The sequence below is a fragment of the Chroococcidiopsis thermalis PCC 7203 genome (assembly GCF_000317125.1).
GTDB classification, from domain to species: Bacteria; Cyanobacteriota; Cyanobacteriia; order Cyanobacteriales; family Chroococcidiopsidaceae; genus Chroococcidiopsis; species Chroococcidiopsis thermalis.
Genome location: NC_019695.1, coordinates 3,326,290 through 3,352,926, shown reverse-complemented (window position 1 = coordinate 3,352,926; position 26,637 = coordinate 3,326,290). Strand labels below are relative to the sequence as shown.

The window sequence follows — 26,637 nt, the reverse complement described above, 5'->3', positions numbered from 1 at the left end:
ATTATTAGTAAAGAGTGACTAGTGGTTGGTGTCTAGTGACTAGAATTGCTCCCCTTGTCCCCCTTGTCTCCCTTGTCTCCCTTGTCCCCCTTGTCCCCCTTGTCTTCCCCCTCTCCTTTGTCTCAAAGAAAACAGTACAACAGGTCATCCATCTTGTGGCACAATCGCACAGTTATCTCGAACCATTATTTCGTTTAGCAGGCTATACTTTATTATCTTTATTTTTATTAGATCTGCTAGCAATTCTGATTCCTTTCAATTTTACTAATCCCGTGTGGGAGTTTCAGCTAGCAAATCAACTTGTAGAACGCGCACCCGTACCAATTTTAGGTCTGATTTTTGTTTTAATTGGAGAATCTCAATTCCGGTTCTTTAAATTTTTATCCTGGCTCAGTTTATTAGGAGGAATTTTATATTTTTTGCTCTTACCATTAGCGATTAGCGCTATTGTCAGAATTGACCAACAAAGTTCAACTCAAATTGCCACAAGATCGGCACAAATTCAGCAATTAAAAGAACAGATAAATAAAGCCCAAACATCAGCAGACATAGCAGCAATTTTAAGCCGCATTAATCCTCAAGCGACTCCGCCAGAAATAGGAAATCCAGAGGTAGTTAAACAACAATTGCTGGCTAGCTTATCTCAGAACGAGCGATCGCTTCAAGCCCAAGCAGCTAGCCGCGAAAATAATCTTGGAACGCAAATCAAAAATACAATCAAAATATCTTTAGGAGCGCTCATCTCTGGAACTTTCTTTCTAGTTATTTGGCAGAAAACCCGCAAAATCGTCAACCAAAGTCAATTTGGATCGTAGGTGCAGAATCAGAGAGCAGGGAGCAGTGACCAGTGACCAGTGACCAGTGACCAGTGACCAGTGACCAGTTAACAATCCACTACACCCCACACCCCACAACACACCGACCTCCCACACGGCGCTGGCTCCCCTACACCCGCATCAACACCCACCACTTTCTTACCAATTACCAACTACCAACTACCATCACTGCTAACTTCTAGCTTCCCACTCACTTTTTCCAATCATAAATTTCCTTGCCACTAAGCAGAAATTATGTTAATAAAGTCGAGATACAAGTTAAAGTAGCAGCCAGCAGCAAGGGTGATGAATTCATTCTGGAAATCGTCAGGAATATTACTGGGAATAAGCTTGGGGGCGATCGCGCCATTGCCAAACTCAAACTCAACGTTACAAATAGTTACGGCTCAGCCTTCTCAAGCTCTGCTAGAACTGGGTTTAACGCGAGCGACAATTGACCAAAACGATCGCGCGATCGCGCCAAATACTGCATCTCAAGACACTGTTCAAGACACTGTGACAACTCCCAGTCTGTGGTGGGCAAAAGAGCAGTTTGGTGGAGATTTGCTGAGTCATTGGCTGGCTTATCCCGCTCAACAAAATGGCGATTCAGGACGCATCGACTTGCAAGTAAAACGGCAAAATTGGAATTCTTTAGACTATATTCAACAATACGAGTTCGTGCATCATTTTGGTACTGATGCTATGGATCGCGGCTATAATTTGAGAGTTTTCAACGAGCAAAAGCAACTTCTAGCCACTTACACTTGTGACTTCACTGCTATTCCGACTCAATGTCAGATCGATCTTGATGCCAACAGCAAATCGATGATTCGTGGCGGAAGTCAGTTTGGGATGATGCGGTAATTGGTAGTTGGTAATGGGTAATTGGTAGTTGGTGAAAGGCGCTCTTGCGCTCTTGCGAGAGGTTTCTTTGCGACTCTCCCTCAGCAACCTTGCGCTCCCGATCGCTCCCTCAGCTCTCTTCCCCCTGCTCCCTATCTGGTAAAACGCATAATTTCTCGCCCTAAAGTTAGCAACCCTGTCACGCCTAAAGAGACAAAAAAGACGTAAGGATACCAGTATTGGTGAATTTGTTGCTGGCGGGTAAGTTGAGGATGCAGGGTGTAAATAAACAAGGTTAGTAAAGCGATCGCCAGTGCGCCAAAACCAACAAAACTCAAGCCAACTAAGATTCTGGCTGGCTGTAACTCCACATCGCTAATCGCATCGAGATCGATTTCTGCTAACACGCTTAACGAGTCTTCCGCAACCTCTGAAGCCGATTCGATTTTAGCTGCTAATGGCTGCGATACAACTGGGACGATCGCGGCTACAGCTTGACGGCGGATTAATCCTTCCGTATCTCGTAATATTTCTAAAGGTTTGCGATCGGTAATTTCAATCGATTCGCGATCGCTGACTTGATACCTGACTTTCCGTCTAATAGGCTGGTATTTCGGCTCGAAGTCCATAAGACACGCTGAAAACTAAGCTGAAAAAAATAGAGACGTAACATGGCACGTCTCTACACTTTAGCTTTTAGGCAGTGTTTTTTTGTAATTCCTCTAACCGTGCTAGAACTTCCGTGCTGTGAATGGCAGGATTTACCTTCACAAAAGTTTCGCGTAAAATCCCATCTGGGTCGATGAGAAAACTATGACGCATCGAAACAACACCAATCCACGAACCGTATGCTTTACTCACTTCCCCTGTGGTATCAGCAAGCAAAGGGAATTTTAACCCTTCTGAATCGCAGAATTCAGCATGGGAATCGATAGAATCAGCACTCACGCCAATAATCTGAGCATTTTTGTCGATGTATTTGGGTAAGTCTTGCTGAAACCGCTTGGCTTCTAGGGTACAGCCTGCTGTAAAGTCCTTGGGATAAAAATAAAGTACGACCCACTGACCGCGCAAGTCGGAAAGGGAAACTTCTCCATCTCCCGTATTGGTAGGTAGGGTAAATTGCGGTGCGGGTTGGTTCACTGGTGGTAGTTTACCCCCAAGCGCTAAGGCTGGGGTAGCAAAATGACACCAAACCAAAATAGACAAGCAACACGCAAAAACAGAAGTTAAAAAAGTACGACGAGATATCATGATGTCAACTGCAAGTCAGTTAACATAAGTTTACATTAGTCATCGCTGCGATCGGAATCCGCAGGTAAAGATGGTTCTACGTGAGATGCAGGTGGTGATTCTGCTTCTGATGTGATGCTCTCAATATATTGACTATCGAGCAGAAAAGTACCGCGATCGAACCGGACGACCCAATATCCCCCAGGACGGCGATCCGTAACTATCCCTTCTTCCCGCAGACGAATTGTATCGGGAGGACGCAGCATCGGCATCGGCTCGGCGGTTTTAATGTAAGGTGGCAAGGCGATAACTCGGACCGTTTCGCCTATGGTGAATTCTTTTGTCATTGGTAATTGGTAATTGGTAATTGGTAATTGGTAATTGGTCGTTGGTCGTGAGTCACTAGTTATTCACAAATGACAAATGACGGATGACTAATGACTATAGGCACTCATATTTGATTTCTGAAATATGCGTAAGTGCGTTACGCGACGCGATTGCACACCCTACTGTACTAATAACCAACCATCATTACCCATTACCTATTACCAAATCCATTATGGAACTTGCCAGATTTTTTGATGATAGTCTACCGCATTAGCGTAAGGATCTACAGGCGGGTGGTGATGGTCGTGGTGGTGATGATGGTGATGGTCGTGGCTATGAGAATGCGTGTCACCTGCTACAGATGCTAGGCGGAATTTGCACATCTCGCAATTCATCTGGACTTGACCTAAATGGGTTTCGATTTCTCTCTCTCTGAGAATGCTAAATAGGAGCGGATGCAGTCCTATTTCTGGCAAACAAGCGATTTCAATTTGGGGATATTTTTGTTGCTGTTGAGCTGCGACATCAAAAATCTTTTTAACTAGCGTACCCGTAAAGAGAAAGTGAGGTAAAACAACAATCCGTTTTGGCTGATAGAGTAAAGCACGTTGGAACCCTGCTTCTAAGCGCGGGTGCGTGATGCCGATAAAGCAGGTTTCTACAGTAGCATAGCCGCTACCTTCCCAGAGAATACGGGCGAGCTTGCAAGCGTCGCCATTAGCATCAGGATCGCTAGAACCGCGACCGACAAATAATAATACAGTGTCTGCACGCTGAATTTGAGGATGGTCTATTTCTGCTAGACGCGATCGCCACAAATCGAGAATTCCGGGCGTAATCCCAAAATGCCGTCCGTAGTAAAATTTGAGCTGCGGATGTCTGGCTCTAGCGCGATCGAGTTCGTTAGTTACATCAAATTTGTTATGCCGTGCGGCAAACAGCAAAATTGGCAGCACGGAAATTTCCGTAAAACCCTTCTCGATGCATCGATCTACCCCTTCCTGAATTGTTGGTTCCGTCAGTTCCAGAAAGCAGGGTAGAACTGGTCTAGAGGTATCTAAAGCTTGGTATGCAGAGGCAAAATCTAGCAAGCTCTGCCGTCCAGCTTCATCTCTAGTTCCATGACCGATCAGTAATAGAGGACGCTGTAGCGGCAGAGGTGGTAATTGCAAAGAAATATCTTCCAACGGAGTTAAATGGCGATCGCTAAGCATTGAGATTTTAGCTCCTTTCCCGTGCGACGCAGGAAATAGCGTGAGCGGATAACAGCACAGGCATTCTGGCTTACTATTCGTCATCGTTCATCAGTCATTTATCATTTGCAGTTAGAGCAACAAATGACAAGTGACAAATGACAAGCGACAAAATCATTTACAGCTGCGGCACAGCCTCGGACTTACACCGATGTTTCCCTATGCTATTACAGTTCACTTGTGCCTAGATATCTTAACTGATTTGACCTACAACAAAAATACTGGGGGAGGGGGTATCAGTGACCAGTGACCAGTGACCAGTGACCAGTGACCAGTGACCAGTTATCAGGGAGCAGGGAGTCGTGCGTGGTGCGTAGCAAGAGGTTTATTAATTCCGAATTCCGAATTCCGAATTCCGAATTTCTTAGCGATCGCCTCTTTGTCCCTTCCAGCCTCGTTCTTGTCTCATTTGCTGTAGTTGTTGTTGCTGTTGTGGGGTTAATACTGCATCAAACTGAGATTTGGCAGATTGACGAATTTGTTGCATTTTGGTTTTCTGCTCTGGAGTTAGGTTGAGAGAAGCTAACGCTTCGCGACGGCGTTGTCTGCTTTCTCTAACGGTTTTGAGTTGTTCCCGCTGTGCTGGTGTCATAACTGCTTCGATTTGGGTGCGGGTATTGCGACGGATTTCGGCAATTTTATCTCTTTGTTCCTGAGTTAGCCCCAGTTTTTCAAGTCGAGGTGGAATTTTATCTTGAGCTTGGGCTATTTGCAATCCTGGTGCAACGGGTTCAGCTTGAGCTGCTAGCGGTACGGTGGCAATACTCAAGGCGATCGCGCTGGCTAATAAAGGGATAAGTTTAAATTGCATGGTAGCGTTCTCTGGCGTTTCTAAGATTTGATATCACCATCATAAAAATCGAAAAACCGCGATCGCCTGTGGAGAAAGTAACGAATTTAACTATTACTTTAGTCATGATGGTCATTGGTCACTGGTCACTGGTCACTGGTCACTGACCACTGGGTGCAGTCCTGCGGTAGTCTAGATCGAGTGACTCAGATTTAAGCTATAAATGCTGCTTTAGTATGTCCTCTAACGCCTCACCCACGGTTTCCAGCCCTACCCGCACAATTCGCATCGGTTCGCGCAAGAGCCAATTGGCTTTAGTTCAAACTTATTGGGTGCAAGAACAACTGCAAAAAGCTTTTCCAGATCGCACTTTTGAAGTCCACACCATGTCTACTCAAGGGGATAAAATTCTCGACGTTGCCCTTGCCAAGATTGGTGATAAAGGGTTATTTACTAAAGAGTTAGAAGTGGGGATGCTCAATCAGGAAATTGATTTTGCCGTACATTCCCTGAAAGACTTGCCGACTCGCTTACCGGAAGGGTTGATGTTGGGAGCGGTCACAGAAAGAGAAAATCCGGCAGATGCTTTAGTATTACATTCTAAGTATAAAGATAAACAATTCGATACATTGCCAGAAGGAGCCGTCATCGGGACTTCCTCTTTACGCAGACTGGCACAACTACGCTATCACTTCCCCCACCTAGCATTTAAAGATGTGCGTGGTAACGTAATTACACGCCTGCAAAAACTCGATGCTGGAGAATATGATGCCCTAGTATTGGCAGTAGCGGGACTACAAAGACTAGGATTAGGCGATCGCGTCGATCGGGTCATTCCAGCAGAAATCTCCTTGCACGCTGTCGGACAGGGCGCTTTGGGAATAGAATGTCGTGAGGGTGACGAAGAAGTCTTATCTCTAATTAAGGCGATCGAAGACGTACCCACACGCGATCGCGCTCTTGCCGAACGTGCCTTTTTGCGGGAATTAGAAGGTGGCTGTCAAGTGCCTATTGGCGTTAACACTAGCCTTGAGGGAGATGTGCTAACTCTCACGGGTATGGTAGCTAGTTTAGACGGGCAAAGATTGGTTAAAGATACCGTAACTGGTGCGCCTACAGAGGCAGAAAAGCTTGGCATCGAATTAGCCCAACGCCTTCGTCAACAAGGAGCGCAAGAGATACTAGCCGAAATCTTCGCGCAAATTCAACGCGGACAGGTATTGTAGAGACGTTACGTATAGAGACGTTACATGTAACGTCTCTATACAGAGCGACCTTTACCAATCTACTCACCACTCACTACTCACTAAACATGCGAATTTTGTTTGTTGCCGCAGAAGCAGCGCCAGTCGCCAAAGTTGGCGGAATGGGCGATGTCGTCGGAGCGTTACCGAAAATTCTTAGAGAAATGGGGCATGACGTGCGAATTTTTCTGCCCTATTATGGCTTTCTACCAGACAAAATGGAGATTCCCCAAGATCCAATCTGGTCTGGAGCTGCCATGTTTCAGGATTTTAAGGTTTACGAAGCCGTGCTGCCTGGAACTGATGTTCCCTTGTATTTATTCGGGCATCCGGCATTTGCACCCCGTCGCATTTATTCTGGGGAAGACGAACACTGGCGTTTCACTTTGTTTGCTAACGGCGCAGCAGAATTTTGCTGGAACTATTGGAAACCCGATATTGTCCACTGTCACGATTGGCATACAGGGATGATTCCCGTTTGGATGCACCAATCGCCTGATATTACCAGCGTATTTACGATTCATAACTTGGCTTATCAAGGTCCCTGGCGCTGGTATTTAGAGAAGATTACGTGGTGTCCTTGGTACATGCAAGGACATAATACAATGGCAGCGGCGGTGCAATTTGCCGATCGCGTGAATACAGTTTCTCCAACTTATGCCAAACAGATTCAAACGGCAGCTTATGGCGAAACTCTTGAAGGTTTAATGTCTTTTATTAGCGGTAAATTATGGGGTATTGTTAATGGAATTGACGTTGATGTTTACAACCCAGAAAACGATAAATATATTGCTAAATCTTTTACAACTGAAACGCTAGAACAGCGGAAGCCAAATAAAGTTGCCATTCAAGAAGAAGTGGGGTTAGAGGTAAACTCCAAAGCCTTTTTAGTGGGAATGGTGACGCGGCTGGTAGAACAGAAAGGCATCGATTTGGCAATCCAAATTTTAGATCGATTTCTCTCGTATACCGATGCCCAAATTATTATTTTAGGCACGGGCGATCGCTACTACGAAACTCAATTATGGCAGATGGCATCGCGTTTTCCCGGGCGGATGGCAACGTATTTACTCTACAATGATGCCCTTGCCCGTCGTATTTATGCTGGTAGCGATGCCTTCTTGATGCCAAGTCGATTTGAACCCTGCGGTATCAGTCAAATGATGGCGTTGCGTTATGGTTGCGTGCCGATTGTGCGTCGTACTGGCGGCTTAGTTGATACCGTAAGTCCCCACGATCCTGAAAATAATGTCGGTACGGGTTATTGTTTCGATCGCTACGAACCCTTAGACCTTTATACCTGTATGGTACGTGCGTGGGAAGGATTTCACTACAAACCCAACTGGCAAAATTTACAACAACGGGGAATGCAACAAGACTTTAGTTGGTATCAGTCGGCAAAAGAATACGTGAAAATGTATAACTCCATGTACGGCACTACTGAGGAAGTAGAAACACCTCAACCGCAAACAGAAGAATTAATTCCCAAATAATTGATTGGAATAAACATCCATTGTAGGGTCGGGTTCACTAGAAATATTTCCTCACAGCTCACAATCTCAATAAACCCGCCCCGTCGATGTCATGTATTAATCGATCCATCCTGACCAAAATAGTAAAAGCGTCAGCGATCGCAGGTGATATGTTTACGTAGATCGGTGGTGGGCATTGCCCACCCTACTATAAAAGCTATTACCAACTACCAACCACCTACTACCTACTACCTACTCTTCCTTCTCTGGCTTTACCCCTCTACCTTCCATCGGAGTAACTAACACTTTATCTACTCGATTACCATCCATATCCATCACTTCAAACTGCAATAATTCCCATGCAAAACTATCTGTAGCAGCAGGAATGCGACCGAGATGAGTAATCACAAAACCGCCTAAAGTTTGATAACTACCTCTATGTTCTTTGGGAATTCCTTCAATATCAAAAATTTCAAAAAATTCATCTACAGGTAACATCCCATCCAACAACCAAGAACCATCTTCCCGTTGCACTGCCATTGGTTCTTCTAAGTCACCTGCATTGGGGACATCACCGACAATTTCCACCATGATGTCATTCAGCGTCACCAATCCTTGAATCACGCCGTATTCGTCTACCACCAATGCCATGTGAATGCCCGTTTGCTTAAATAATTCTAAGATTTTTAATCCCCTAGTACTTTCGGGAACAAATATGGGTTGTCGCAACGATACGGTAAGGTCGAGGGCTTGACCGGACAAACAACGCTCTAACATATCGGTAACGTGACTAATTCCCAGAACGTTATCTAAACCCTCCTGACAAACTGGAAAGCGGGAATGACAGCTATCGAGAATTTTTTGGCGATTTTCTTCAGGGGTGTCCTCCAAGTCCAGCCAAACAATATCAGGACGTGGTGTCATCAAAGCACTAACGGGGCGATCGCCTAACCGAAATACCCGTTCTACCATATCCTGTTCGGCAGCCTCAAACGTCCCCGCTTCCGTACCCTGCTCGATTAAAACGCGAATTTCTTCTTCTGTCACTTGCGGATCTGTCGAAGGTCTAATCCCCAATAGCCGCACGACAAGATCGGTTGAGGCACTGAGCAAATAAACTATAGGAGCAGCAAGCCTTGCCAAAAACCGCAACGGCATGGCAACAACAGTTGCAATCTTTTCTGGGTAATTGAGCGCTAATTGTTTGGGTACGAGTTCCCCAATAATTAGCGTTAAATAAGTAACGAGTAAAACAGCACTCACAGAGGCGATCGCGCTGTTGTATGCCGCAAGTCCAGGTACTAAACTCACAAGTGGAGCCAGCCTAGTTGCTACAGCCGATTCTGCAAAAGCACCAGATAAAATTGCTAGTAGCGTAATGCCAATTTGCACGCTAGCTAGAAACTGATTGGGAGCATTCGCCAGGTCTAGAGCTACACGAGCTTTTTTATCCCCCTGGTTAGCCAGACTTTGTAGCCTTACCTTCCTTGCCGAGACGATCGCGAGTTCCGACATCACAAAGATGCCATTGGCAAATATCAGTAGGAGAATCGTCAGAACTTCAAGAGAAATGGAGGACATTAGTTTTAATTGTTGCTGCTACTCTGGGCAAGCGGTGCTGAATGTTGGCTACCTATTATCCAGTATCGGAGATCTTTTCATCTCCAGTTTCTCGCTTCCAGGTCATGATGCAACAATTTTTCATAGAATCTCAATTGGATGGAGGAGTAGTATAAGTAACTATACTTAGTTAGGGAGCAGGCGGAAGAGAGAGTCGCCCAGCTGTAGGGCGTAGACGCGAAGCGGCTTCTCGAAGAATAGCCCTTCTCGGAGAATGGGGGCTGAGGGAGAGTCGCGGAGCAACTACCAACTACCAACTACCAACTACCAACTACCAACTACCGATTACCCTTCCCCCTATTGTGGTTGAGAATTTTAGAATGGAGAAATAGCATCTATCCCGTTGCAACTTTCCGTCTGCTGTAGCTAATAACTTATGGCTTTTTCTTCTATCGTGCGTGCCTTAGGGCGATCGCCACTGTCAACCGAACTCATATCTAAACTCAATCGCCAGCAGGTTTGTTCTCTCAATGGCGTTTCGCGCTTGCCTAAAGGATTGGTGGCTTCGGCTTTAGCACAAGCACAACAGCGTCACCTACTCGTTATCTGCGCCACTCTGGAAGAAGCCGGACGCTGGACAGCTCAACTCGAATCGATGGGATGGGATCGAGTCCATTTTTACCCAACCTCAGAAGCATCGCCCTACGAACCCTTCGACCCCGAAACCGAAATGACTTGGGGACAGATGCAGGTGTTGGCAGATTTGATTGAGGAAACGGGAGGAATGCGGGACAAGGGGGACAAGGAAGCGTCGCCCTCACTCCTCACTCCTCGCTCCTCACCCCTCATTGCGATCGTCGCCACAGAAAGAGCCTTACAACCCCACTTACCACCAGCAGACGTGTTTCAACCCTATTGTCTGACGATTAGTAAGGGGATGGAATTCGATTTGGGTGACTTTGGCGATCGCCTTGCAGCAATGGGTTACGATCGCGTACCCACGGTAGAAACCGAAGGACAATGGAGCAGGCGCGGCGATATCGTTGACGTGTTTCCCGTCTCTTCCGAATTGCCCGTGCGTTTGGAGTGGTTTGGCGATGAAATCGAACAAATTCGCGAGTTCGACCCAGCAACTCAACGCAGTTCTGTAGGTGGCACGGCACTTGACAAGATATCACAAGTCGTGCTTACGCCAACCAATTTTGCTCCCATCGTTAAAGCAGCACTAACGGAGGAACAAACAGAAATTGTTAAAACCTACCTTTCCCCGGAAGAACGAGAACTATTCGACGCAGGAAATGACCCAGAAGGTAGCCGCCGCTTTCTGGGTTTAGCTTTCCCCCAACCCGCATCCCTGCTTGACTATTTACCCAAAGATACGATTATCACCATTGACGAACTAGAACTATGTCAAGCACATAGCGATCGCTGGGTGGAGAACTCTGAAGAACAATGGCAGTTGATGATAGGGAGTAGGGAGCGCTTCGGTGCCGGGAGCGGGGAAGAAGGAGACAAGGGAGACAAGGGGGACAAGGAGGACAAGGGAGACAATCGCCAATTACCAATTACCAATTACCAATTACCAAGAGTTCACCGCACATTTGAAGACTCTTTAGCAACAGCCCAAGGATTTCAAGAATTATATTTATCGGAATTAGCAGTTGAAGAAAGCTCCTCAGCTAATTCTGCTTATGTGACTCCCCTCAATCTTGCCAGTCGTTCGATTCCCGTTACGCCTCATGCGTTCGGGAAGTTAGCAGAGACAATTCGACAAGAACGCGATCGCGGTTTTTCAACTTGGCTGATTTCGGCTCAACCATCCCGTTCTGTCTCCCTATTGCAAGAACATGATTGTCCCGCCCAATTTATCCCCAATCCTCGCGATTTTCAGGCGATCGATAAATTGCAACTTCAGCGTACACCTGTGGCGTTGAAATATTCGGGGGTAGCAGAATTAGAAGGTTTTATTCTGCCTACATTTCGTCTGATGGTGGTGACTGACCGCGAATTCTACGGTCAGCACAGCCTCGCTACCCCTAGCTACATCCGCAAGCGCCGCCGCGCCGCCTCGAAGCAAGTCGATCCGAATAAGTTGCGTCCGGGGGATTTTGTCGTTCACCGGAATCACGGGATCGGCAAGTTTTTGCGGCTGGAAAGTCTGACGATCGATCGCGAAACGCGAGAATATTTAGTCGTGCAATATGCCGATGGTTTGTTGCGCGTCGCCGCCGATCAACTCGGTTCGTTGTCTAGGTTTCGCGCCACCGACAGCAAGCCGCCAGAACTGAACAAAATGTCGAGTAAGGCGTGGGCAAACACGAAAAACCGTGCCAGAAAAGCAATTAAAAAACTAGCGGTGGATCTGCTGCAATTATATGCTCAGCGATCGCAACAATCGGGTTATGCTTATCCAATTGATTCTCCTTGGCAGGTAGAATTAGAAGATTCTTTCCCCTATCAACCGACAACCGACCAACTCAAAGCAACTCAAGATGTCAAGCGCGACATGGAGAGCGATCGCCCGATGGATCGTTTAGTCTGTGGCGATGTGGGTTTTGGTAAGACTGAAGTAGCAATTCGCGCTGTTTTCAAAGCTGTCACAGCAGGTAAGCAAGTAGCTTTCCTTGCCCCTACCACCATTCTGACGCAACAGCACTATCACACGTTAAAAGAACGCTTTGCCCCTTATCCGGTAAACGTCGGCTTACTCAACCGCTTTCGGAGTGCCGAGGAACGAAAAGATCTACTCAAGCGATTGGCGACGGGTGAATTAGATATTGTGGTCGGGACGCACCAACTACTAGGTAAAGGTGTCAGCTTCCGCGATTTGGGACTATTGATAATCGACGAAGAACAAAGATTTGGGGTCAATCAGAAAGAAAAAATTAAAGCTTTGAAAACTCAGTTAGACGTGCTAACTCTTTCTGCGACTCCCATTCCCCGCACCTTGTATATGTCATTGTCGGGAATTCGGGAGATGAGTTTGATTACTACGCCGCCTCCCTCCCGCCGACCGATCAAAACTCACCTCGCACCTTACGATACTGAATCAATTCGTAGCGCCATTCGTCAAGAACTCGATCGCGGCGGACAAGTTTTTTATGTCGTTCCGCGTGTGGAAGGAATTGAAGAGACAGCAGCGACTTTAAGAGAAATTGTTGGCGGGGCGAGAATTGCTGTCGGACACGGACAATTGGATGAAAACCAATTAGAATCAACAATGCTTTCCTTTAGTAATGGGGAAGCCGATATTTTGGTTTGCACCACGATTATTGAATCGGGCTTAGATATCCCGCGTGTGAATACAATTCTAATTGAAGATGCTCACCGCTTCGGTTTATCCCAACTCTACCAGTTGCGGGGGCGTGTCGGACGGGCAGGAATTCAGGCTCATGCCTGGTTATTTTATCCCAAACAACGGGCGCTATCCGATACCGCAAGGCAGCGTTTGCGGGCAATTCAAGAATTCACCCAACTCGGTTCTGGCTATCACTTGGCAATGCGCGATATGGAAATTCGCGGTGTGGGAAATTTGTTAGGCGTAGAACAATCCGGTCAAATGGATGCAATTGGTTTCGACCTGTATATGGAAATGTTAGAAGAAGCCTTGCGCGAAATTCGCGGTCAGGAAATTCCGCAAGTGGAAGATACGCAAATCGATTTGAATTTGACAGCGTTTATTCCCACAGATTACATTACCGATTTAGACCAGAAGATGAGTGCATATCGGGCTGTAGCAGCGGCAAAAACTAAGGAAGAGTTAATCCAACTTGCCGCAGATTGGAGCGATCGCTACGGGGCAATTCCCACAGGTGCAACTCAATTATTGCGCGTCATGGAATTAAAACAACTAGCGAGAAAATTAGGATTTAGCCGCATCAAACCCGAAGGTAAACAGCACGTAGTTTTAGAAACTGCAATGGAAGAACCAGCTTGGAATTTGATGATTGCCAACTTACCTGATAGTTTGCGATCGCGCTTTGTTTACTCGCCTGGTAAAGTCACCGTGCGCGGTTTAGCAGTCCTCAAAACGGAACAACAATTGCAAACTTTAATTGATGCTTTGAGCAAGATGCAAGGTGCAGTTCCAGAAACGGTAATGGTTTGATTGGTAATGGGTCATTTGTAGGGGCGGGTTTATCGCGGGACTCTGGCATATATAGCAGTTCTAAATGATTTGTAAAGTAGGCTTCTAGCCTGCGGCAGGCTAGAAGCCTGCTCCACGTTCATGAATCAAATAGGATTGCTATACGAACAGCTAGATGAAAAACCCACTCTACGCTTTGATTTCCCCCACCTAAATTGCCATACGTGCATATTGGTTAGTAACCTACCGTATAAACATATCGATCGCTTGTAGAACAGAAAAAATTGTAGTCTTCAGTTTGGCAAGCGATAACTTCGTTGAGCAACGCTTACGCAGTATTTAAACACGATTTTAGTATTTTTACTTACAAAATATGGCTCGAAGAAAATTTAGTATTCTTTGAGACAATTTTGCCATTTTGTTAATAAATTGAAACTTTTTGTAATGAAGTTAACAGCAGTTTTAAAAATCCAAATTATACTATAAATATGGATTGTTTCTATAAGCAGAAACGATCGGGATCGAAAATAAAGGATTAGTTTTCTATGCAAAAAGTACTAAATTCAAAAAAATTAGGCTACGACTTATTATTTACATTACAAAAGGCAAATTTTATCAACTTAGAAGAGTTGCAGCGCTTTTTCCAAGATTTGCCAGTAGATCCATACATTAAGGGTAACTATCGCCGCCGCCGTTTATCCCGTTTTAGCATAACAGACGGAAAAGTGGTGAAATTACCTCACGGTCGCTTATTTCAAAGCAAAGAATATAATCCTGTAGTAGGAGATATTCAAAGAGAGTTCCATGAAATTGATGATGCTCTGGTAGTGCATGAAGATTTTACAAGATTGCTGTTTGCCTTTAATGATGCTTGTAAATTGTATTCTGACTCTCGGGAAATTGGCGTGCATCAAATTAGAACAACTTGTTCGGCAACCAATTTTGGCAATCCAGCACCAGAGGGAATTCACCGTGATGGGACAGATCTGATTGCGATCTTTTCTATCGGACGTAATAACGTCCAAGGGGGAGAGACGCACTTATACAGATCTAAAAAGGAAAGTCCTGTGTTTAATAAAACCCTCAACCCTGGAGAACTTTTGCTACTTAACGATCGCGAATTTTTCCATTACACGACTCCCGTTAAACCTCTAAATGATGAGACAGATGGAACGAGGGACGTGTTTGTATTAACTTGTCCGAGTCTGCTGTCGTAGTCGTTGTCACTTATAGGGGCGCACAGATGTGCGCCCTTACCACAACCTACACCCTACGTCCTATTTCAAGTTAAAGATCGAGGCAGAGGCATTCCAGCAGATCAGTTAGAAACAATCTTCGGACAATTTCAACAAGTCGATGTTTCTGATTCCTGTCAAAAAGGAGGCAAGGGTTTAGGTTTAGCCATCTGTCGCAGTATCATCCGCCAACATGGAGGGCAAATCTGGGCAGAAAGCATCTTAGGCGAAGGCAGTGCTTTTTACTTCACCTTGCTGTTAGCGCTCAAGCAGAAATGAGAAAGTTAAAATAACAGCATTCTTAAAATTGGGCAGTAAAATAATCAGATTCTCTACTTAGATGAAAGTCGATTTAAGCTTAGCTTAAATCGACTTTCGCAGATTTTTTTGAGTTGGAATAACTTGCCGATCTCGACTTTACTAATTTTACATAAATCTTGGATTTATTTAACAAATTTTTGGTTTGCTCCAAATGTTTTTGAAATTGCGTTACGTTTGCCTCGGTTCTTGTTTGATGCGCTTGCAAATTCTGAGATACACTCGTTAGACTATCAGATTGCTGCGGCAATTCTGTTAATTTCCGAGCTACTTTCTCTTGAAATTGCATGAAATTAGCTTTATTACCAATAAACTGAAATCCAAGCTTGTTGAATTGAAAACCAAGTTGCTGTGAATGAGCTTTTAATTCTTTTGAATCATTTAAGATTTGCTGAGCTACCATATCTGGCAAAATAGCTGTGTTGGCGATCGCCTCTTCTACCTCCGGTTTCTTTGCTGGGATGGCGCGACCGGAAGTAGCATTGAATAGTGCAGCTAAAGACTCGCTGACTGGAACTTGCCGATCGAGTGCTTCACCTTGGTAATCTTTTGCTGGGGTAATCTCTTGCTGGTGCGGGGCGAGTGCGCGGCACAATTCTTTGTTTGTTTGTTCTAATTCTTGCTCTAGAGCTTGTATTTGTTGCTGCTTATTAAGTAACTCTGCTCCTAGATGTTCTACCATTCGATGTAAAGACTCCATCTGTTCGTGGAGAATCTCTACTTGTTCGCGGAGAATCTCTACCCCTTCTGAAGTAGATATTGATGATAGTTTTATGTTGGTATCAATTGAATGCTCTACATCAAATGCAGCCATAGTTACATTCTATCTGCCTTAAGGCTTGGGTTAGTACAACTGTTTTAGTATAAGCGATCGCTAGATAATTTAGCATTATCTTCCTTGTACGGGCTACTATCAGACGAATAGGATTTACAACTAATGGATTTACAAGTTCTGAGTTATTCTGACTCCTTTTTACAATGTTGATATTTGAGTTATTCATGCAGAATTACAACGATGAAATAACTGAAAAATTTAAATGCGATCGCACTATTTACTGGTCTGAGATCGAGTTAATAATTACGGAATAACATTAAATTTTATTGACGATCGCTCAAATGATGAAACAGACAATAGCACTATTTACCTTAGTCCTGACTCAATCACTGTCGGCAGACGTTACAGGTAACGCTTCTACCCACACTTCTACAATTCATGCTAGTGCTGCCACAGTCCAGCTCGTACCTGCTAATATACAACAAAAATCCGATCGCTTGGGTTGGGACGAACAGATTTGGGGTCAAGGTAAAAAAGGCGATCGCCAAGCTTTACTCAAAGCGATCGATAACAGTTTGCGATATTTGCGATCGCCGCAAGCAATTGCAGCTTATCAACAGTATCCCCTACGCGAGATTACCCGCGATCGTGTCTGGCGTAGTTTAGTGCGATTTAGCCAGTTGGTGATTAACTCCCACTCTCCAGAACAACTACAAGCCGCCGTTCAGCAAGAATTTGAACTGTATCAATTTCCGGCACAAGACGGTAAGAGTGAGGTACTATTTACTGCATACTACGAGCCGATCTATCCTGCCAGCCGCGTTAAAACGGCTGAATATCGCTATCCTCTTTATCGACTCCCACCCGACTTTGCTTCGTGGACTGAACCCCATCCTACCAGAGCTGAATTAGAAGGCGAGAACGGTTTATTGGGAGCGAAAAGTCGGCTGCACGGACGAGAACTGGTTTGGCTGCGCGATCGCCTAGAAGCCTTTCTGGTTCACATCCAAGGCTCGGCACGCCTGCACCTGACAGATGGTAGTATCATGACTGTCGGTTATGCCGGAAAAACTGAGTTTCCTTATACCAGTATTGGCAAAGAACTGATTAAAGATGGCAAACTTCCCGCCGATGGGTTAACTCTACCTGCTGTATTGCAATACTTTCGCCAACACCCAGCAGAATTAAATACATATCTACCCCGCTATCGTACATTTGTCTTTTTTCAACCCACAAACAACGCTGCACCTCACGGATATCTGGGAGTACCAGTCACAGCCGAGCGATCGATCGCCACAGATAAATCACTTACGCCGCCTGGTGCTTTAGCGCTGATTCATACTCAAATTCCTTATTTCGATCGGCAAGGACAGCTAGAACAGCGTACTGTTAGCCGCTACGTCCTCAATCAAGACACGGGTAGCGCCATCAAAGGAGCGGGTAGAGTCGATTACTTTATGGGAACAGGCGATCTAGCCGCAAAGCGTGCTGGAGTTACAGTCAGTAACGGACAACTTTATTATTTGTTGTTAAAGGGAGCGCACGAGCAGGGACGAGCAGGGACGAGCAGGGAGCAGTTATCAGTGACTCCTGACTCCTGAGCAGTTAACAATCCACTACACCCCACACTCCCCGCACTTCCCGCACTTCCCACACCCCATTTACTACTAGCCACCAGCCACTAGCCACTAGCCACTCACAAATGACAAATTATTGCGTTGCCTGTGCCAATTCCTGCCGAAATAAATTTAAATCTATTTGAGGATTGCCAGTATTAGTTAATAGGCGATCGCGCCATGCGGTAATCCGCTCTTGCCTTTCTTTCAAACGGGCTAAAACATGATTATTGTACTTAAGATTTGTTCCTTGGAGTGCAGATAAACGATTAACCTGACTAATAATTTGACCTAGCTCGCGATTCATTTTAACTGTAGTACAGGCTGTAATCTGATTGATGTTAGGATTAGAACTTGTAGGAGGTTGAGGTCGATTTTCTGTTAGTTGAATTGTTGTATATTTTTCTGCTTCGATTTTCTCTTGCGTCCGTTCAAAAGCAGTATTGAATTCATTGGCATCGCGCGCTAGAAAATACTCACCTCCGCCAGCTTCAGCTATGGCTTGCAACTGCTGCTGCGTGGTTTCGTTTTCATCTAAGCCAATTACATTTATCGTAATTTCTGCCGGAGAATTGTGTAGTTCTCTGGCAATTGCTACAGCATCACCATTACAATTGTCTGTCCCATCAGTAATTAAATAAATAATATTTTGATTGCTAGCACCATCGCGATCGCTTAGAATATCGTTTAATCTTGATAGACTTGCCGTTATTGGTTTATAAATTGGTTGAAACTCAGCCTCTGAGGTGGGTTCGTTGGCTGGTGCTAAAATTAAGCTGCTCAACTGTATGAGGGAATACATAGTTTCGCTAGCAGCACATACAGTAGTTGGATCTGTTGTTGCATCGGCGCTACGATCGCCAAATAGATTAACTCCAACTTGAGTTGTAGAAGGAAATGTACTGACAAAACGAGCGATCGCAGCTTTAGCAATATCGAATTTTGTCGTACCGCTACCTGTAAACACTCGCATAGAATCAGAAGCGTCTAACACAAATATTTTATTCTGCTGCTTCATTTTAGTAATTTTTTCTGTGGGATCTACCTTAGAAGCATTTGAGTTCGTAACCGCATCGAGATTAACTGATACAGGCTCTAAACACTCTTGATAATTTTCCCCATATTGCGCCAATAGCTGCTGGTAATAGGCTTCTGCTGCATACGGATCTTCGGTAGATCGATCTGGTTGGATTAAGTTTGTCTTGATTTCTGTAGTCTGAGTAGTAGAAGTTACATCAGAATTATTTGCGTAATTGTTTTCTTCAGCATCGCAGCCGCTGATGGCAAGCGATAAAGGGATTAATACTAAAAGTAGTGAAGCGCAAACTGTTTTTATTTTCATAATCTATCTTTGACTTACTACTTATATTTTTTGATACTTATATTGCAAGTCCTGTTGCAAGTTTACTATGGCGATCGCCCTAAGTTTGTTTATTTTTATCATTTTACTTTTTGACTGCGACTGGAGAGATCCCCCCAACCCCCCTTTTTAAGGGGGGCTATAGAAGCTTTTCTAAAACCAAATTTGAGTGAAAGACACGACGTGCAACTTTCTTTGGTTTTCCCCTTTCCCAAAGGGGGTAGGGGAGATCTGGCGAGGAGGTAACTGAGTTTTTCGCTCCTTCAACCCCCTGAAAAAGGGGGGCGATAGAAGAGCGTCTAGAAGATAATTTTAGAGAAATGGTATGAGGATAACAATTCTCGGAAATTGGGAATTATAAGTTCGTATCATCATGAGTCAGGCTTTCCAGTTACTTGTGACGACACATTTCTCAAAACTTCAAAAAATGCCTAGAAAATACGACTTTTAGGAATGAGACAGAAACGCTTAACTCGCCCCCAGCATTTACGAACAGTCAAAATAGCTTTATTTGTATTTTTACTAGTTTTTGGGCTTGTTTTATTTCAAATATTCAAACCCAAAACACACTTAGGAATCACTCAACCGCTTCCTCAAGACTCTGCTATTCAAGTTTATTTTAATCAAAATCAAGCCGCTTCTTATCAAGATCCTTATCGGCATTTTATGCGTTTAGGGGACAATTTAGAACAACAAGCGATCGATGCCATATCTCAAGCTCAATCGTCAATAGATGTAGCAGTGATGGAATTTCGACTTCCTCTGGTTGCAAAAGCACTCGTTGCTAAACAGCAAGCAGGTGTAAAAGTCAGACTAATAATTGATAGTCAATATAATAAAACTTTAGCAGATTATACTTCAGCGGAAATTGCTCGCATGAAGCGACACGATCGCCGAGCTTACGAAGAACTAAAACGATATCCAATCGATGCCTTAGCTTTGTTGCGATCGCATGGCATTGAAATTAAAGACGACAGCGATACTGCCAATGGTAAAACTAGAGGCAGTGGGTTAATGCATCACAAGTTTTTAGTTGTAGATAATAAAACTACAATTATATCTAGCGGTAACTTTACAACTTCCGATTTGCATGGAGATTTTCAGGTTCCGGCAAGTCGCGGTAATCCAAACAACATGGTTATTATTCCCAATAATACTCAAGTTGCTCAAGCATTAACAGATGAGTTTAATTATATGTGGCAGGGATTATTTAAATCTCATAAGCCTCGCAGACAACCTGTAACAATTTTAGTTGGAACGGGTCACGTGACGCTGAACTTTTCACCTGCCCCTCGCACTGAAAGCATTGGCATGACTAGTAACGGTGCGATCGCTTATTCTATCAAAAATGCGAAAAAAAGCGTGCATGTTGCCGTTTTCGTATTTTCAGATCGAGAAATTAGTGATGGTTTAGCAACAGTACGAGATACAGGAGTAGAAGATATTAAAATCCTAATAGATCCAGATTTTTATCGACAATCTTACTCTAAAGCCTACGATGCAATGGGACTGTGTCCGACTCGTCACAAAAAGGGTGTTAATAATATCAAACCTTGGTATCGTCCGATTAATACAGTTGGTTTTCCCAAAGCAATAACAGGCGATCGCGGCGTACACAGTAAAATGGCAATATTAGATGGCAGACAAGTCATTACAGGTAGCCACAATTGGTCGGAAGCGGCAAATTATTCTAATGATGAAACCTTAATTATTATCGATCGTCCCACAGTTGCAGCCCACTACGAACGGGAATTCGATCGCCTTTACCGCACGGCAATATTAGGAAAAGCGAGTATGCCTCAAGCAAAAGTGTGTCGTTAAATCAGTTATCAGTTATCAGTAGACCTCCTGCATGAATCAAAAAATCATGGATGTCATTCTGTTGGCGAAGCCTTCCCGAAGGGTACGCAACGCAGGAGGTCTAGTGAAGAAAGAAAGAAGGGTGTAGGGAATTGGTAGTTGGTAGTTGCGCCCCCTTGTCCCCCTTGTCCCCCTTGTCCCCCTTGTCTCCCTTGTCCCTTCTATCTCCCGCCGCAACTACGCCAAGTCGAAAAGTAATATTTCCGCGTCGCGATCGCTGCTTATTTCTAACAGTTCAGCGGCACCGATTGCTACTCCATCTCCCGCGTTCAAGCTATGACCGTTGAGTGCCACTGCACCCCGCGCTACTTGCAGCCAGGCATAACGATTTGGTTGCAATTGATAAGTGACCCGATCTTGCGGTTGCAATATGGCTGAATACAAATTCACGTCTTGATGAATTGTCACAGCACCATCGCGTCCATCTTTAGCGGCAATTAACCGCAATTTTCCTTGTCTTTCTGCAACTGAAAATGCTTTTTGTTCGTAACTCGGCTCTAAGCCTTGGCGATCGGGCAGAATCCAAATTTGCAAGAGGTGAACTGGTTCGGTAGCAGAAGGATTGAATTCGCTGTGCATAATTCCCGTTCCAGCACTCATCCTTTGTACTTCTCCGGGTCGGACGATCTCCCCATTACCAATACTATCTTTATGTTCGAGCGCGCCTTCAAGGACGTAGGTGAGAATTTCCATGTCCCGATGTCCGTGAGTCCCAAACCCTCTTCCTGGCTGGACTCGATCTTCGTTAATCACTCGTAGCGATCGAAATCCCATGTGAGAGGGGTCGTAGTAGTTCGCAAATGAAAAGGTGTGATAGCTATCTAACCACCCATGATTTGCATGTCCGCGTTCTTGGCTTTGTCTGAGTGTAATCATATCTTTCCTCCAACTTGGTTTGAATTATTTAGTTCAATATCAATTAATTTAATATTAAATTATTTAACCAAAAAAAAAGAACCACCGCCATGTACGGCTTTCCCTACAAAGAAAGTGATGCGTGATGAAAGGGTATGGGGTGTAGGGGACTGGTAGTTGGTAGTTGGTAGTTGCACCTGAAGCTCCCCTGCTCCCCTGCTTCCTTGTCCCCCTTGTCTCCCTTGTCTCCCTCAACTTCCTCATTTAGGTCGATCGAACTGCGAAGGAGGACGGAAATTCTCGACTGGGGTATTTTTCAAGGCTTGTGACATGAACGATCGCCAGATCGGGGCAACAAATACGCCACCTGTTGCACCCTTACCGACAGGTTGGTAGTTATCGTTGCCGACCCAAACAGCTGTTGCTAATTGTGGCACGAAACCGACAAACCAAATATCCCGTTCTGAAGATGTGGTTCCCGTCTTACCTGCGGCGGGGCGACCGATTTGAGCGGCGGTTCCCGTACCGCTAGTAATTACCCCTTTCATCACGTCTGTTAAGGTAGCGGCTGCCCAAGGCTCTAAGACGAGTTGGGGTTTGGGAGAGTTATCGAGGATAACGTTACCACTACTATCGGTGACGCGGGCAATAATAGTTGGTTTGGACTGCCAACCGTAATTAGCAATTGTCGCGTAGGCGCTTGCCATTTCCAAAGGCGTAACCCCGATCGCTCCTAATGGTAAAGATGGCACTGGTTCCATCGGGCTGTTGATGCCTAAGATGCGGCACGTCTCGACCACCTTATTCAAACCCACAGCGCTACCTAGCTTTACGGCGGGGATGTTACGCGACACTTCGAGCGATCGCCGCACTGGCATGGGACCGTTGAAAGAGTCATCGTAATTTTTCGGAGTCCAAATTCCCCCAGGGATGCGGTAACTGACCGGAGTATCGTTAATAACGCTATTGGGCGTAAATTTTCCTGAAGCAAATGCCGTGTAATAGACAAACGGCTTAAAAGAAGATCCTGGTTGGCGGCGAGCTTGAGTCGCTCGGTTAAATTCGCTTTTTTGATAATCTACCCCACCTACCAATGCTTTAATAAATTGAGTGCGCGGATCGACTGACACCAAAGCCATTTGGTCGGCGCGGACTCCCTGAGAGCGAATGGTTTTATGCCATTTTGCTACGGTTTCTTCAGCAATCTGCTGCATTCTGGAATCAACGGTAGTTTGCACCCGCAGCCCGCCTTTTTGCACGGCTTCTAGTCCGTATTCCCGTTCTAACTCTTGAGCCGCAGTATTAGTAACGAAGGGCATACTACTACGTTGGAACGAGCGAACTTTCCCCAGGGTAATTTTCGTTTCTCTCGCCTTCTCGTCTTCCTCTGCCGTAATCCAGCCTAAACTGCGCATTCGGTTCAACACAGTTTCTTGGCGTTGTTTCGCCGTTTTCATGCTGACAAACGGGCTGTAGTTTTGCGGTGCTTGAATGATTCCTGCCATCATCGCCGCTTCCGCCAAATTTAAATCTGCGGCTGACTTGCCGAAATAGCTTTGGGCTGCTGTTTCTACACCATAGGTGTTGTGTCCCCAATACACTTGATTGAGGTACATTTCTAAAATTTGGTCTTTGCTGAGAATTTGTTCTAAACGAATGGCTAAGACTGCTTCGGCAACTTTGCGGCTAAATCGGCGCTGCTGCGTCAGAAAAATATTTTTAACCAGCTGCATCGTCAGTGTCGAGCCGCCTTCTGCAACTGCCCCGCGCTGCCAGTTGACGATTGAGGCACGCCCGACGCTACTAATATTTATGCCGTTATGGGAATAAAAATGACTGTCTTCGATCGCCAGGACTGCTCGTTTTAATTCTGGAGAGATTTTATTTAAAGGTATGACTTCGCGATTGGCTTCGCCGTGAATGCTGGCAAGGACTTTGCCGTTTATGTCATAAAAGTAAGATGTTTCAGAAGGAATATAGTTACGCAGAACTCTGACATCGGGTAAGTTGCGGAAGCTAATTGCTAAGCCGACTAGCCCTCCAGCTACAATGGCACTAGTCAACATAATGACTGCTAGAAGGGTTCCGCCTGTCACCTGACTGACTTCTTTCAGAAATTTCCAGCCAGGTGATGAATATCTCGGTTTTTCTCGGGCAATGCTAGAAGACACAGCGGTTTAATTTCCTCAACTTAATAGCCAAGAGATTTGTCTGCGATCGCGATCGCCAAATCAGCGGATAATTTTGTCACTATAGTAGTCTGTCAATTAAGCGATTGAGAAGGTTGCGAGTGAGTGTAACGAATTTATCATCCCCAAGGCAAGAGCCAAGCTCTCAATTAGCCACCGCGACACCCGATCCAAATTGGCTGCGACGTGGTGTCAGCGAAATCTTTCCAGACCAGCCTGATTCTAGCAATCCTGAAGAAAATCTGGAAAAATTGTTAAAAATGACAAATCGACCCTTGCGTATCAAGTTCGGGATTGACCCCACTGGCGCGGAGATTCATTTAGGTCATAGTATTCCAGTCCGCAAGCTCAGAGCGTTTCAGGATGCCGGACATAAAGCCGTTTTGCTGATTGGCGATTTCACGGCTAGAATTGGCGACCCCACTGGCAGATCGGAAGTTCGCCGTCAATTGAGTGCGGCAGAAGTTGCCGAGAATGCTAAGAATTATTTAGATCAGGTACGTCCAATTTTAGATTTTGCTCCCGACAAGCTGGAAGTTCGTTACAACTCAGAATGGTTGTCAAAACTCGATTTGACCAAAATTCTAGAATTGTTGTCTACGATGACTGTCGGGCAAATGTTGGCAAAAGAAGGGTTTGCCGAACGTTACGAGAAAGAAAATCCCATTTACATCCACGAATTTCTCTATCCCCTGGTACAGGGATACGATTCTGTAGCGTTAGAAGCAGATGTAGAGTTGGGTGGGACAGACCAAAAATTTAACATTGCTGTAGGGCGAGATTTGCAAAGACATTTCGGACAAAAGCCACAGTTTGGCGTGCTGTTACCAATTTTGATTGGCACGGATGGCAACCAGAAAATGTCTAAGTCGCTGGGAAATCAAGTGGGACTGCTAGAAGAACCGCTATTGATGTATTCCAAGCTGGAAAAAACGCCAGACCATTTGCTCAAAGATTATTTCGAGTTATTGACAAATTTACCCTTAGATGGATTGCCGGAAACTCCCCGCGATCGCCAGAAGCTGCTTGCTTTAGAGGTTGTCAGTCAATACCACGGCAAAGAAGCCGCTCAAAACGCTCAAAAAGCAGCAATGTCACTGGTACAAGGCAATACAGCCGATACTTCAGCCGTACCAGAATTTTCGCTATCTCAAATCAAATTTCCAGCAAAATTGTTTTACATTGTCAGCGCCAGTGGTTTGTGTCCGACTAGTTCTGAAGCCCGCAGGCAAGTTCAAGGTGGAGCAGTTAAACTGGATGGCGATCGCCTCAACCAAGTAGACCTAATCTTTAATTCTCCAGATGAATTGGATGGTAAAGTCTTACAGGTTGGCAAGAATAAATTTGTCAAATTAGTAAATGGTAATGGGTAGTTGGTAGTTGGCGATCGTTCTCCCTTGTCCTCCTTGTCTCCCTTGTCTCTAAACCCAACACCCATGCATACAGACCGAATTATCGTTCCCCTAGACGTACCGACAGAAGCTCTTGCGATCGCGCTTGTGGATCGGTTGCCGCAGGTCAGCTTTTGGAAGGTTGGCTTGGAATTATTTGTGAGCTGTGGTGGTGGTATTCTCAGTACGTTGAAACAGCGGCAAAAGCGAATATTTCTAGACCTCAAGTTTCACGATATCCCGAATACGGTAGCTGGGGCATGTCGGGCGGCAGCAGGGTATGGAGTCGATTTAGTGACGATTCATGCGACTGCTGGTAAAGATGCTTTGTCACTGGCTCAACAAGCGGCACAGGAGGGAGCAAAGACGGCGGGTGTAGCACCACCAAAATTAATTGCGATTACTGTTTTAACGAGTCTTTCTGCTCGTCAGCTTGCTTTTGAGTTAAAAATTCCCTTGGAACTACCGGAATATGCCTTAGAAATGGCTTCATTAGCTCGGGAAGCAGGTTTAGATGGGGCTGTTTGTTCGCCGCAAGAGGTGGAACAGTTGCGGCGGATTTGCGGCGATGATTTTCTCTTAGTGTGTCCTGGGGTGCGTCCGAGCTGGGCAGCAAAAGGCGATCAAACGCGATCGCTCACTCCTGCACAAGCAATTAAAGCAGGGGCAGATTATCTTGTCATTGGTCGTCCAATTACTGCTGCTGCCAATCCAGAGGAGGCTTGGGAGCGTATTTGTCAGGAGTTGGCGGGGTGATGAAGCGGGAAAAAGGGAGACAAGGGGGACAAGGGAGACAAGGGAGACAAGGGGGACAAGGGAGAGTGCTACAGTTTCTCTCTATTTTGCTGGTTCTTTTAAATCCACTTCCTGCTTATCCAACTCCTCAAGACGGGCACACGGCTGTGCGCCCGTACGACTCCCGTTGCCAAACGCAGGACATTAAAACCCTGACCGATCGACTTCTTAGAGATTTGCCTGCATACGCCAATCGCACCAGTCAACGCGCTCGTAGGTTGAGCCGCAGTACAGATCTTTATACGTATGTATTGGTAGCAGGGAATCCAGAGTTTGAACCTTTAACTACCGATCCTGGTGTTTACCAGCCTAAATCGCCACAGGCGGATGGTGAAGACGTGCAGCAGGTATTTTTTACGACCTTGGAGCGACAGTATTTAAAAGATCGCGCCATAGAATTGCAGGGGTTTCACTGGGCTTTTTTCGCCAAAACTGAAGATGGATGGCGTTTGGCTAGTATGTTTACTCGAATTGGCGATCGCGCTGGCAAAAGACCCCCCACGCCACCAGAGGAAACGAGTGATGGTATTATTGCCCAGGCAATTGAAACTTGGTTGCGTGATTGTCGAGCCAGAAGTCGGGCGCGAGATGCGAAGGAGTAGGGTGCATTAAATAA

General features: G+C 45.3%; 26 protein-coding genes, 1 pseudogene and 1 riboswitch. Of the genes and pseudogenes, 13 read left to right on the top strand and 14 right to left on the bottom strand.

Going from position 1 to position 26,637, the window contains the following annotated elements:
* Window positions 1-4: 4 nt before the first annotated feature.
* Window positions 5-148 (bottom strand): hypothetical protein, encoded by a 144-nt coding sequence (locus CHRO_RS32315; protein WP_181824176.1) that lies wholly within the window; start codon window positions 146-148, stop codon window positions 5-7.
* A gap of 7 nt (window positions 149-155) precedes the next feature.
* Here CHRO_RS32315 and hpsJ-A point away from each other — a divergent pair, with 7 nt between their 5' ends.
* The 3 genes from hpsJ-A to CHRO_RS14760 all read left to right on the top strand — a co-directional run bounded on the left by hpsJ-A (window position 156) and on the right by CHRO_RS14760 (window position 1,682).
* Complete coding sequence (hpsJ-A, locus tag CHRO_RS14765) at window positions 156-815, top strand: HpsJ-like protein, cyanoexosortase A-associated (protein ID WP_051033239.1); 660 nt, start codon at window positions 156-158, stop codon at window positions 813-815.
* 53 nt (window positions 816-868) lie between these two features.
* On the top strand, window positions 869-1,018 hold the full coding sequence (locus CHRO_RS32310) for a hypothetical protein (RefSeq protein ID WP_181245291.1): 150 nt from the start codon (window positions 869-871) through the stop codon (window positions 1,016-1,018).
* Window positions 1,019-1,121: 103 nt separating this feature from the next.
* Window positions 1,122-1,682, top strand: coding sequence for a hypothetical protein (locus tag CHRO_RS14760; protein WP_041462485.1), 561 nt, complete (start codon window positions 1,122-1,124; stop codon window positions 1,680-1,682).
* A gap of 131 nt (window positions 1,683-1,813) precedes the next feature.
* On the opposite strand, the gene CHRO_RS14755 is transcribed toward CHRO_RS14760, so the two are convergent.
* The 6 genes from CHRO_RS14755 to CHRO_RS34370 all read right to left on the bottom strand — a co-directional run bounded on the left by CHRO_RS14755 (window position 1,814) and on the right by CHRO_RS34370 (window position 5,400).
* Window positions 1,814-2,290, bottom strand: coding sequence for a hypothetical protein (locus CHRO_RS14755; RefSeq protein WP_015155025.1), 477 nt, complete (start codon window positions 2,288-2,290; stop codon window positions 1,814-1,816).
* 67 nt (window positions 2,291-2,357) lie between these two features.
* Window positions 2,358-2,915 carry a peroxiredoxin gene (locus CHRO_RS14750; RefSeq protein WP_015155024.1) on the bottom strand — a complete coding sequence of 186 codons (558 nt, stop codon included), beginning with the start codon at window positions 2,913-2,915 and terminating at the stop codon, window positions 2,358-2,360.
* 35 nt (window positions 2,916-2,950) lie between these two features.
* Window positions 2,951-3,241 (bottom strand): regulatory protein SipA, encoded by a 291-nt coding sequence (gene sipA, locus CHRO_RS14745; protein WP_015155023.1) that lies wholly within the window; start codon window positions 3,239-3,241, stop codon window positions 2,951-2,953.
* A 210-nt stretch (window positions 3,242-3,451) separates the two neighbouring features.
* A complete protein-coding gene (locus CHRO_RS14740) occupies window positions 3,452-4,435 on the bottom strand; it encodes a sirohydrochlorin chelatase (RefSeq protein ID WP_015155022.1) in 984 nt (327 codons plus the stop codon).
* A gap of 42 nt (window positions 4,436-4,477) precedes the next feature.
* Window positions 4,478-4,671: riboswitch (cobalamin riboswitch) on the bottom strand.
* 167 nt (window positions 4,672-4,838) lie between these two features.
* Window positions 4,839-5,285 (bottom strand): Spy/CpxP family protein refolding chaperone, encoded by a 447-nt coding sequence (locus CHRO_RS14735; protein ID WP_015155021.1) that lies wholly within the window; start codon window positions 5,283-5,285, stop codon window positions 4,839-4,841.
* Entirely contained in the window at window positions 5,275-5,400 is a 126-nt protein-coding gene (locus CHRO_RS34370; protein WP_255410053.1) for a hypothetical protein, read from the bottom strand. Before CHRO_RS34370 ends, CHRO_RS14735 begins: the two co-directional genes overlap by 11 nt.
* Before the next feature lie 100 nt (window positions 5,401-5,500).
* On the opposite strand from CHRO_RS34370, the gene hemC reads away from it, so the two are divergent.
* A complete protein-coding gene (gene hemC, locus CHRO_RS14730; RefSeq protein WP_015155020.1) occupies window positions 5,501-6,490 on the top strand; it encodes a hydroxymethylbilane synthase in 990 nt (329 codons plus the stop codon).
* Window positions 6,491-6,576: 86 nt separating this feature from the next.
* A complete protein-coding gene (gene glgA / locus CHRO_RS14725) occupies window positions 6,577-8,001 on the top strand; it encodes a glycogen synthase GlgA (RefSeq protein WP_015155019.1) in 1,425 nt (474 codons plus the stop codon).
* A gap of 231 nt (window positions 8,002-8,232) precedes the next feature.
* Here the strand turns inward: glgA and CHRO_RS14720 are convergent, their stop codons facing one another.
* On the bottom strand, window positions 8,233-9,561 hold the full coding sequence (locus tag CHRO_RS14720) for a hemolysin family protein (RefSeq protein ID WP_015155018.1): 1,329 nt from the start codon (window positions 9,559-9,561) through the stop codon (window positions 8,233-8,235).
* Between the two features lie 415 nt (window positions 9,562-9,976).
* Here CHRO_RS14720 and mfd point away from each other — a divergent pair, with 415 nt between their 5' ends.
* The 3 genes and pseudogenes from mfd to CHRO_RS14705 form a co-directional block, all read left to right on the top strand.
* Window positions 9,977-13,648, top strand: coding sequence for a transcription-repair coupling factor (gene mfd / locus CHRO_RS14715; RefSeq protein ID WP_015155017.1), 3,672 nt, complete (start codon window positions 9,977-9,979; stop codon window positions 13,646-13,648).
* 524 nt (window positions 13,649-14,172) lie between these two features.
* Window positions 14,173-14,844: a 2OG-Fe dioxygenase family protein gene (locus tag CHRO_RS14710; RefSeq protein ID WP_015155016.1), complete on the top strand. Its 672-nt coding sequence runs from the start codon at window positions 14,173-14,175 to the stop codon at window positions 14,842-14,844.
* A 54-nt stretch (window positions 14,845-14,898) separates the two neighbouring features.
* Window positions 14,899-15,141 (top strand): annotated as a pseudogene (locus CHRO_RS14705) (ATP-binding protein); the annotation flags it as partial.
* Between the two features lie 79 nt (window positions 15,142-15,220).
* Here the strand turns inward: CHRO_RS14705 and CHRO_RS14700 are convergent.
* A complete protein-coding gene (locus CHRO_RS14700) occupies window positions 15,221-15,994 on the bottom strand; it encodes a hypothetical protein (protein WP_015155014.1) in 774 nt (257 codons plus the stop codon).
* 302 nt (window positions 15,995-16,296) lie between these two features.
* Here CHRO_RS14700 and mltA point away from each other — a divergent pair, with 302 nt between their 5' ends.
* Window positions 16,297-17,556, top strand: a complete 1,260-nt coding sequence (gene mltA, locus CHRO_RS14695; RefSeq protein WP_015155013.1) for a murein transglycosylase A — start codon at window positions 16,297-16,299, stop codon at window positions 17,554-17,556.
* Window positions 17,557-17,665: 109 nt separating this feature from the next.
* On the opposite strand, the gene CHRO_RS14690 is transcribed toward mltA, so the two are convergent.
* Window positions 17,666-18,913 (bottom strand): vWA domain-containing protein, encoded by a 1,248-nt coding sequence (locus CHRO_RS14690; RefSeq protein ID WP_015155012.1) that lies wholly within the window; start codon window positions 18,911-18,913, stop codon window positions 17,666-17,668.
* Between the two features lie 471 nt (window positions 18,914-19,384).
* Between CHRO_RS14690 and CHRO_RS14685 the strand changes: the two genes are divergently transcribed.
* Window positions 19,385-20,752 (top strand): phospholipase D-like domain-containing protein, encoded by a 1,368-nt coding sequence (locus tag CHRO_RS14685; protein ID WP_015155011.1) that lies wholly within the window; start codon window positions 19,385-19,387, stop codon window positions 20,750-20,752.
* A gap of 36 nt (window positions 20,753-20,788) precedes the next feature.
* Here the strand turns inward: CHRO_RS14685 and CHRO_RS32305 are convergent, their stop codons facing one another.
* The 4 genes from CHRO_RS32305 to CHRO_RS14675 all read right to left on the bottom strand — a co-directional run bounded on the left by CHRO_RS32305 (window position 20,789) and on the right by CHRO_RS14675 (window position 23,817).
* Entirely contained in the window at window positions 20,789-20,968 is a 180-nt protein-coding gene (locus CHRO_RS32305) for a hypothetical protein (protein ID WP_181824175.1), read from the bottom strand.
* A complete protein-coding gene (locus tag CHRO_RS14680; RefSeq protein ID WP_015155010.1) occupies window positions 20,969-21,667 on the bottom strand; it encodes a pirin family protein in 699 nt (232 codons plus the stop codon).
* 63 nt (window positions 21,668-21,730) lie between these two features.
* On the bottom strand, window positions 21,731-21,910 hold the full coding sequence (locus CHRO_RS32300; RefSeq protein ID WP_181824174.1) for a hypothetical protein: 180 nt from the start codon (window positions 21,908-21,910) through the stop codon (window positions 21,731-21,733).
* Window positions 21,907-23,817 (bottom strand): transglycosylase domain-containing protein, encoded by a 1,911-nt coding sequence (locus tag CHRO_RS14675; protein ID WP_015155009.1) that lies wholly within the window; start codon window positions 23,815-23,817, stop codon window positions 21,907-21,909. The genes CHRO_RS32300 and CHRO_RS14675 overlap by 4 nt, the downstream gene beginning before the upstream one ends.
* Before the next feature lie 119 nt (window positions 23,818-23,936).
* Between CHRO_RS14675 and tyrS the strand changes: the two genes are divergently transcribed.
* From tyrS to CHRO_RS14660, 3 genes are all read left to right on the top strand, one after another.
* Window positions 23,937-25,208 (top strand): tyrosine--tRNA ligase, encoded by a 1,272-nt coding sequence (gene tyrS, locus CHRO_RS14670; RefSeq protein ID WP_015155008.1) that lies wholly within the window; start codon window positions 23,937-23,939, stop codon window positions 25,206-25,208.
* Between the two features lie 63 nt (window positions 25,209-25,271).
* Complete coding sequence (gene pyrF, locus CHRO_RS14665; protein WP_015155007.1) at window positions 25,272-25,982, top strand: orotidine-5'-phosphate decarboxylase; 711 nt, start codon at window positions 25,272-25,274, stop codon at window positions 25,980-25,982.
* The gene (locus tag CHRO_RS14660; protein ID WP_015155006.1) at window positions 25,982-26,623 is read left to right on the top strand and encodes a hypothetical protein; all 642 of its coding nucleotides are present in this window, start codon (window positions 25,982-25,984) and stop codon (window positions 26,621-26,623) included. Before pyrF ends, CHRO_RS14660 begins: the two co-directional genes overlap by 1 nt.
* Window positions 26,624-26,637 lie beyond the last annotated feature (14 nt).

Bases quoted from the DNA above. Each gene is read 5' to 3' on its own strand.
- CHRO_RS14685 (WP_015155011.1), top strand. From the start codon at position 19,385: ATGAGACAGAAACGCTTAACTCGCCCCCAGCATTTACGAACAGTCAAA.
- glgA (WP_015155019.1), top strand. From the start codon at position 6,577: ATGCGAATTTTGTTTGTTGCCGCAGAAGCAGCGCCAGTCGCCAAAGTT.
- CHRO_RS32315 (WP_181824176.1), bottom strand. From the start codon at position 148: ATGACCTGTTGTACTGTTTTCTTTGAGACAAAGGAGAGGGGGAAGACA.
- CHRO_RS14760 (WP_041462485.1), top strand. From the start codon at position 1,122: ATGAATTCATTCTGGAAATCGTCAGGAATATTACTGGGAATAAGCTTG.
- CHRO_RS14660 (WP_015155006.1), top strand. From the start codon at position 25,982: ATGAAGCGGGAAAAAGGGAGACAAGGGGGACAAGGGAGACAAGGGAGA.
- CHRO_RS14750 (WP_015155024.1), bottom strand. From the start codon at position 2,915: ATGATATCTCGTCGTACTTTTTTAACTTCTGTTTTTGCGTGTTGCTTG.
- CHRO_RS32300 (WP_181824174.1), bottom strand. From the start codon at position 21,910: ATGAGGAAGTTGAGGGAGACAAGGGAGACAAGGGGGACAAGGAAGCAG.
- CHRO_RS14700 (WP_015155014.1), bottom strand. From the start codon at position 15,994: ATGGCTGCATTTGATGTAGAGCATTCAATTGATACCAACATAAAACTA.
- CHRO_RS14740 (WP_015155022.1), bottom strand. From the start codon at position 4,435: ATGCTTAGCGATCGCCATTTAACTCCGTTGGAAGATATTTCTTTGCAA.
- CHRO_RS14735 (WP_015155021.1), bottom strand. From the start codon at position 5,285: ATGCAATTTAAACTTATCCCTTTATTAGCCAGCGCGATCGCCTTGAGT.
- CHRO_RS14680 (WP_015155010.1), bottom strand. From the start codon at position 21,667: ATGATTACACTCAGACAAAGCCAAGAACGCGGACATGCAAATCATGGG.
- pyrF (WP_015155007.1), top strand. From the start codon at position 25,272: ATGCATACAGACCGAATTATCGTTCCCCTAGACGTACCGACAGAAGCT.
- mfd (WP_015155017.1), top strand. From the start codon at position 9,977: ATGGCTTTTTCTTCTATCGTGCGTGCCTTAGGGCGATCGCCACTGTCA.
- mltA (WP_015155013.1), top strand. From the start codon at position 16,297: ATGATGAAACAGACAATAGCACTATTTACCTTAGTCCTGACTCAATCA.
- CHRO_RS14690 (WP_015155012.1), bottom strand. From the start codon at position 18,913: ATGAAAATAAAAACAGTTTGCGCTTCACTACTTTTAGTATTAATCCCT.
- hemC (WP_015155020.1), top strand. From the start codon at position 5,501: ATGTCCTCTAACGCCTCACCCACGGTTTCCAGCCCTACCCGCACAATT.
- sipA (WP_015155023.1), bottom strand. From the start codon at position 3,241: ATGACAAAAGAATTCACCATAGGCGAAACGGTCCGAGTTATCGCCTTG.
- CHRO_RS14755 (WP_015155025.1), bottom strand. From the start codon at position 2,290: ATGGACTTCGAGCCGAAATACCAGCCTATTAGACGGAAAGTCAGGTAT.
- CHRO_RS34370 (WP_255410053.1), bottom strand. From the start codon at position 5,400: ATGACCATCATGACTAAAGTAATAGTTAAATTCGTTACTTTCTCCACA.
- CHRO_RS14710 (WP_015155016.1), top strand. From the start codon at position 14,173: ATGCAAAAAGTACTAAATTCAAAAAAATTAGGCTACGACTTATTATTT.
- CHRO_RS14720 (WP_015155018.1), bottom strand. From the start codon at position 9,561: ATGTCCTCCATTTCTCTTGAAGTTCTGACGATTCTCCTACTGATATTT.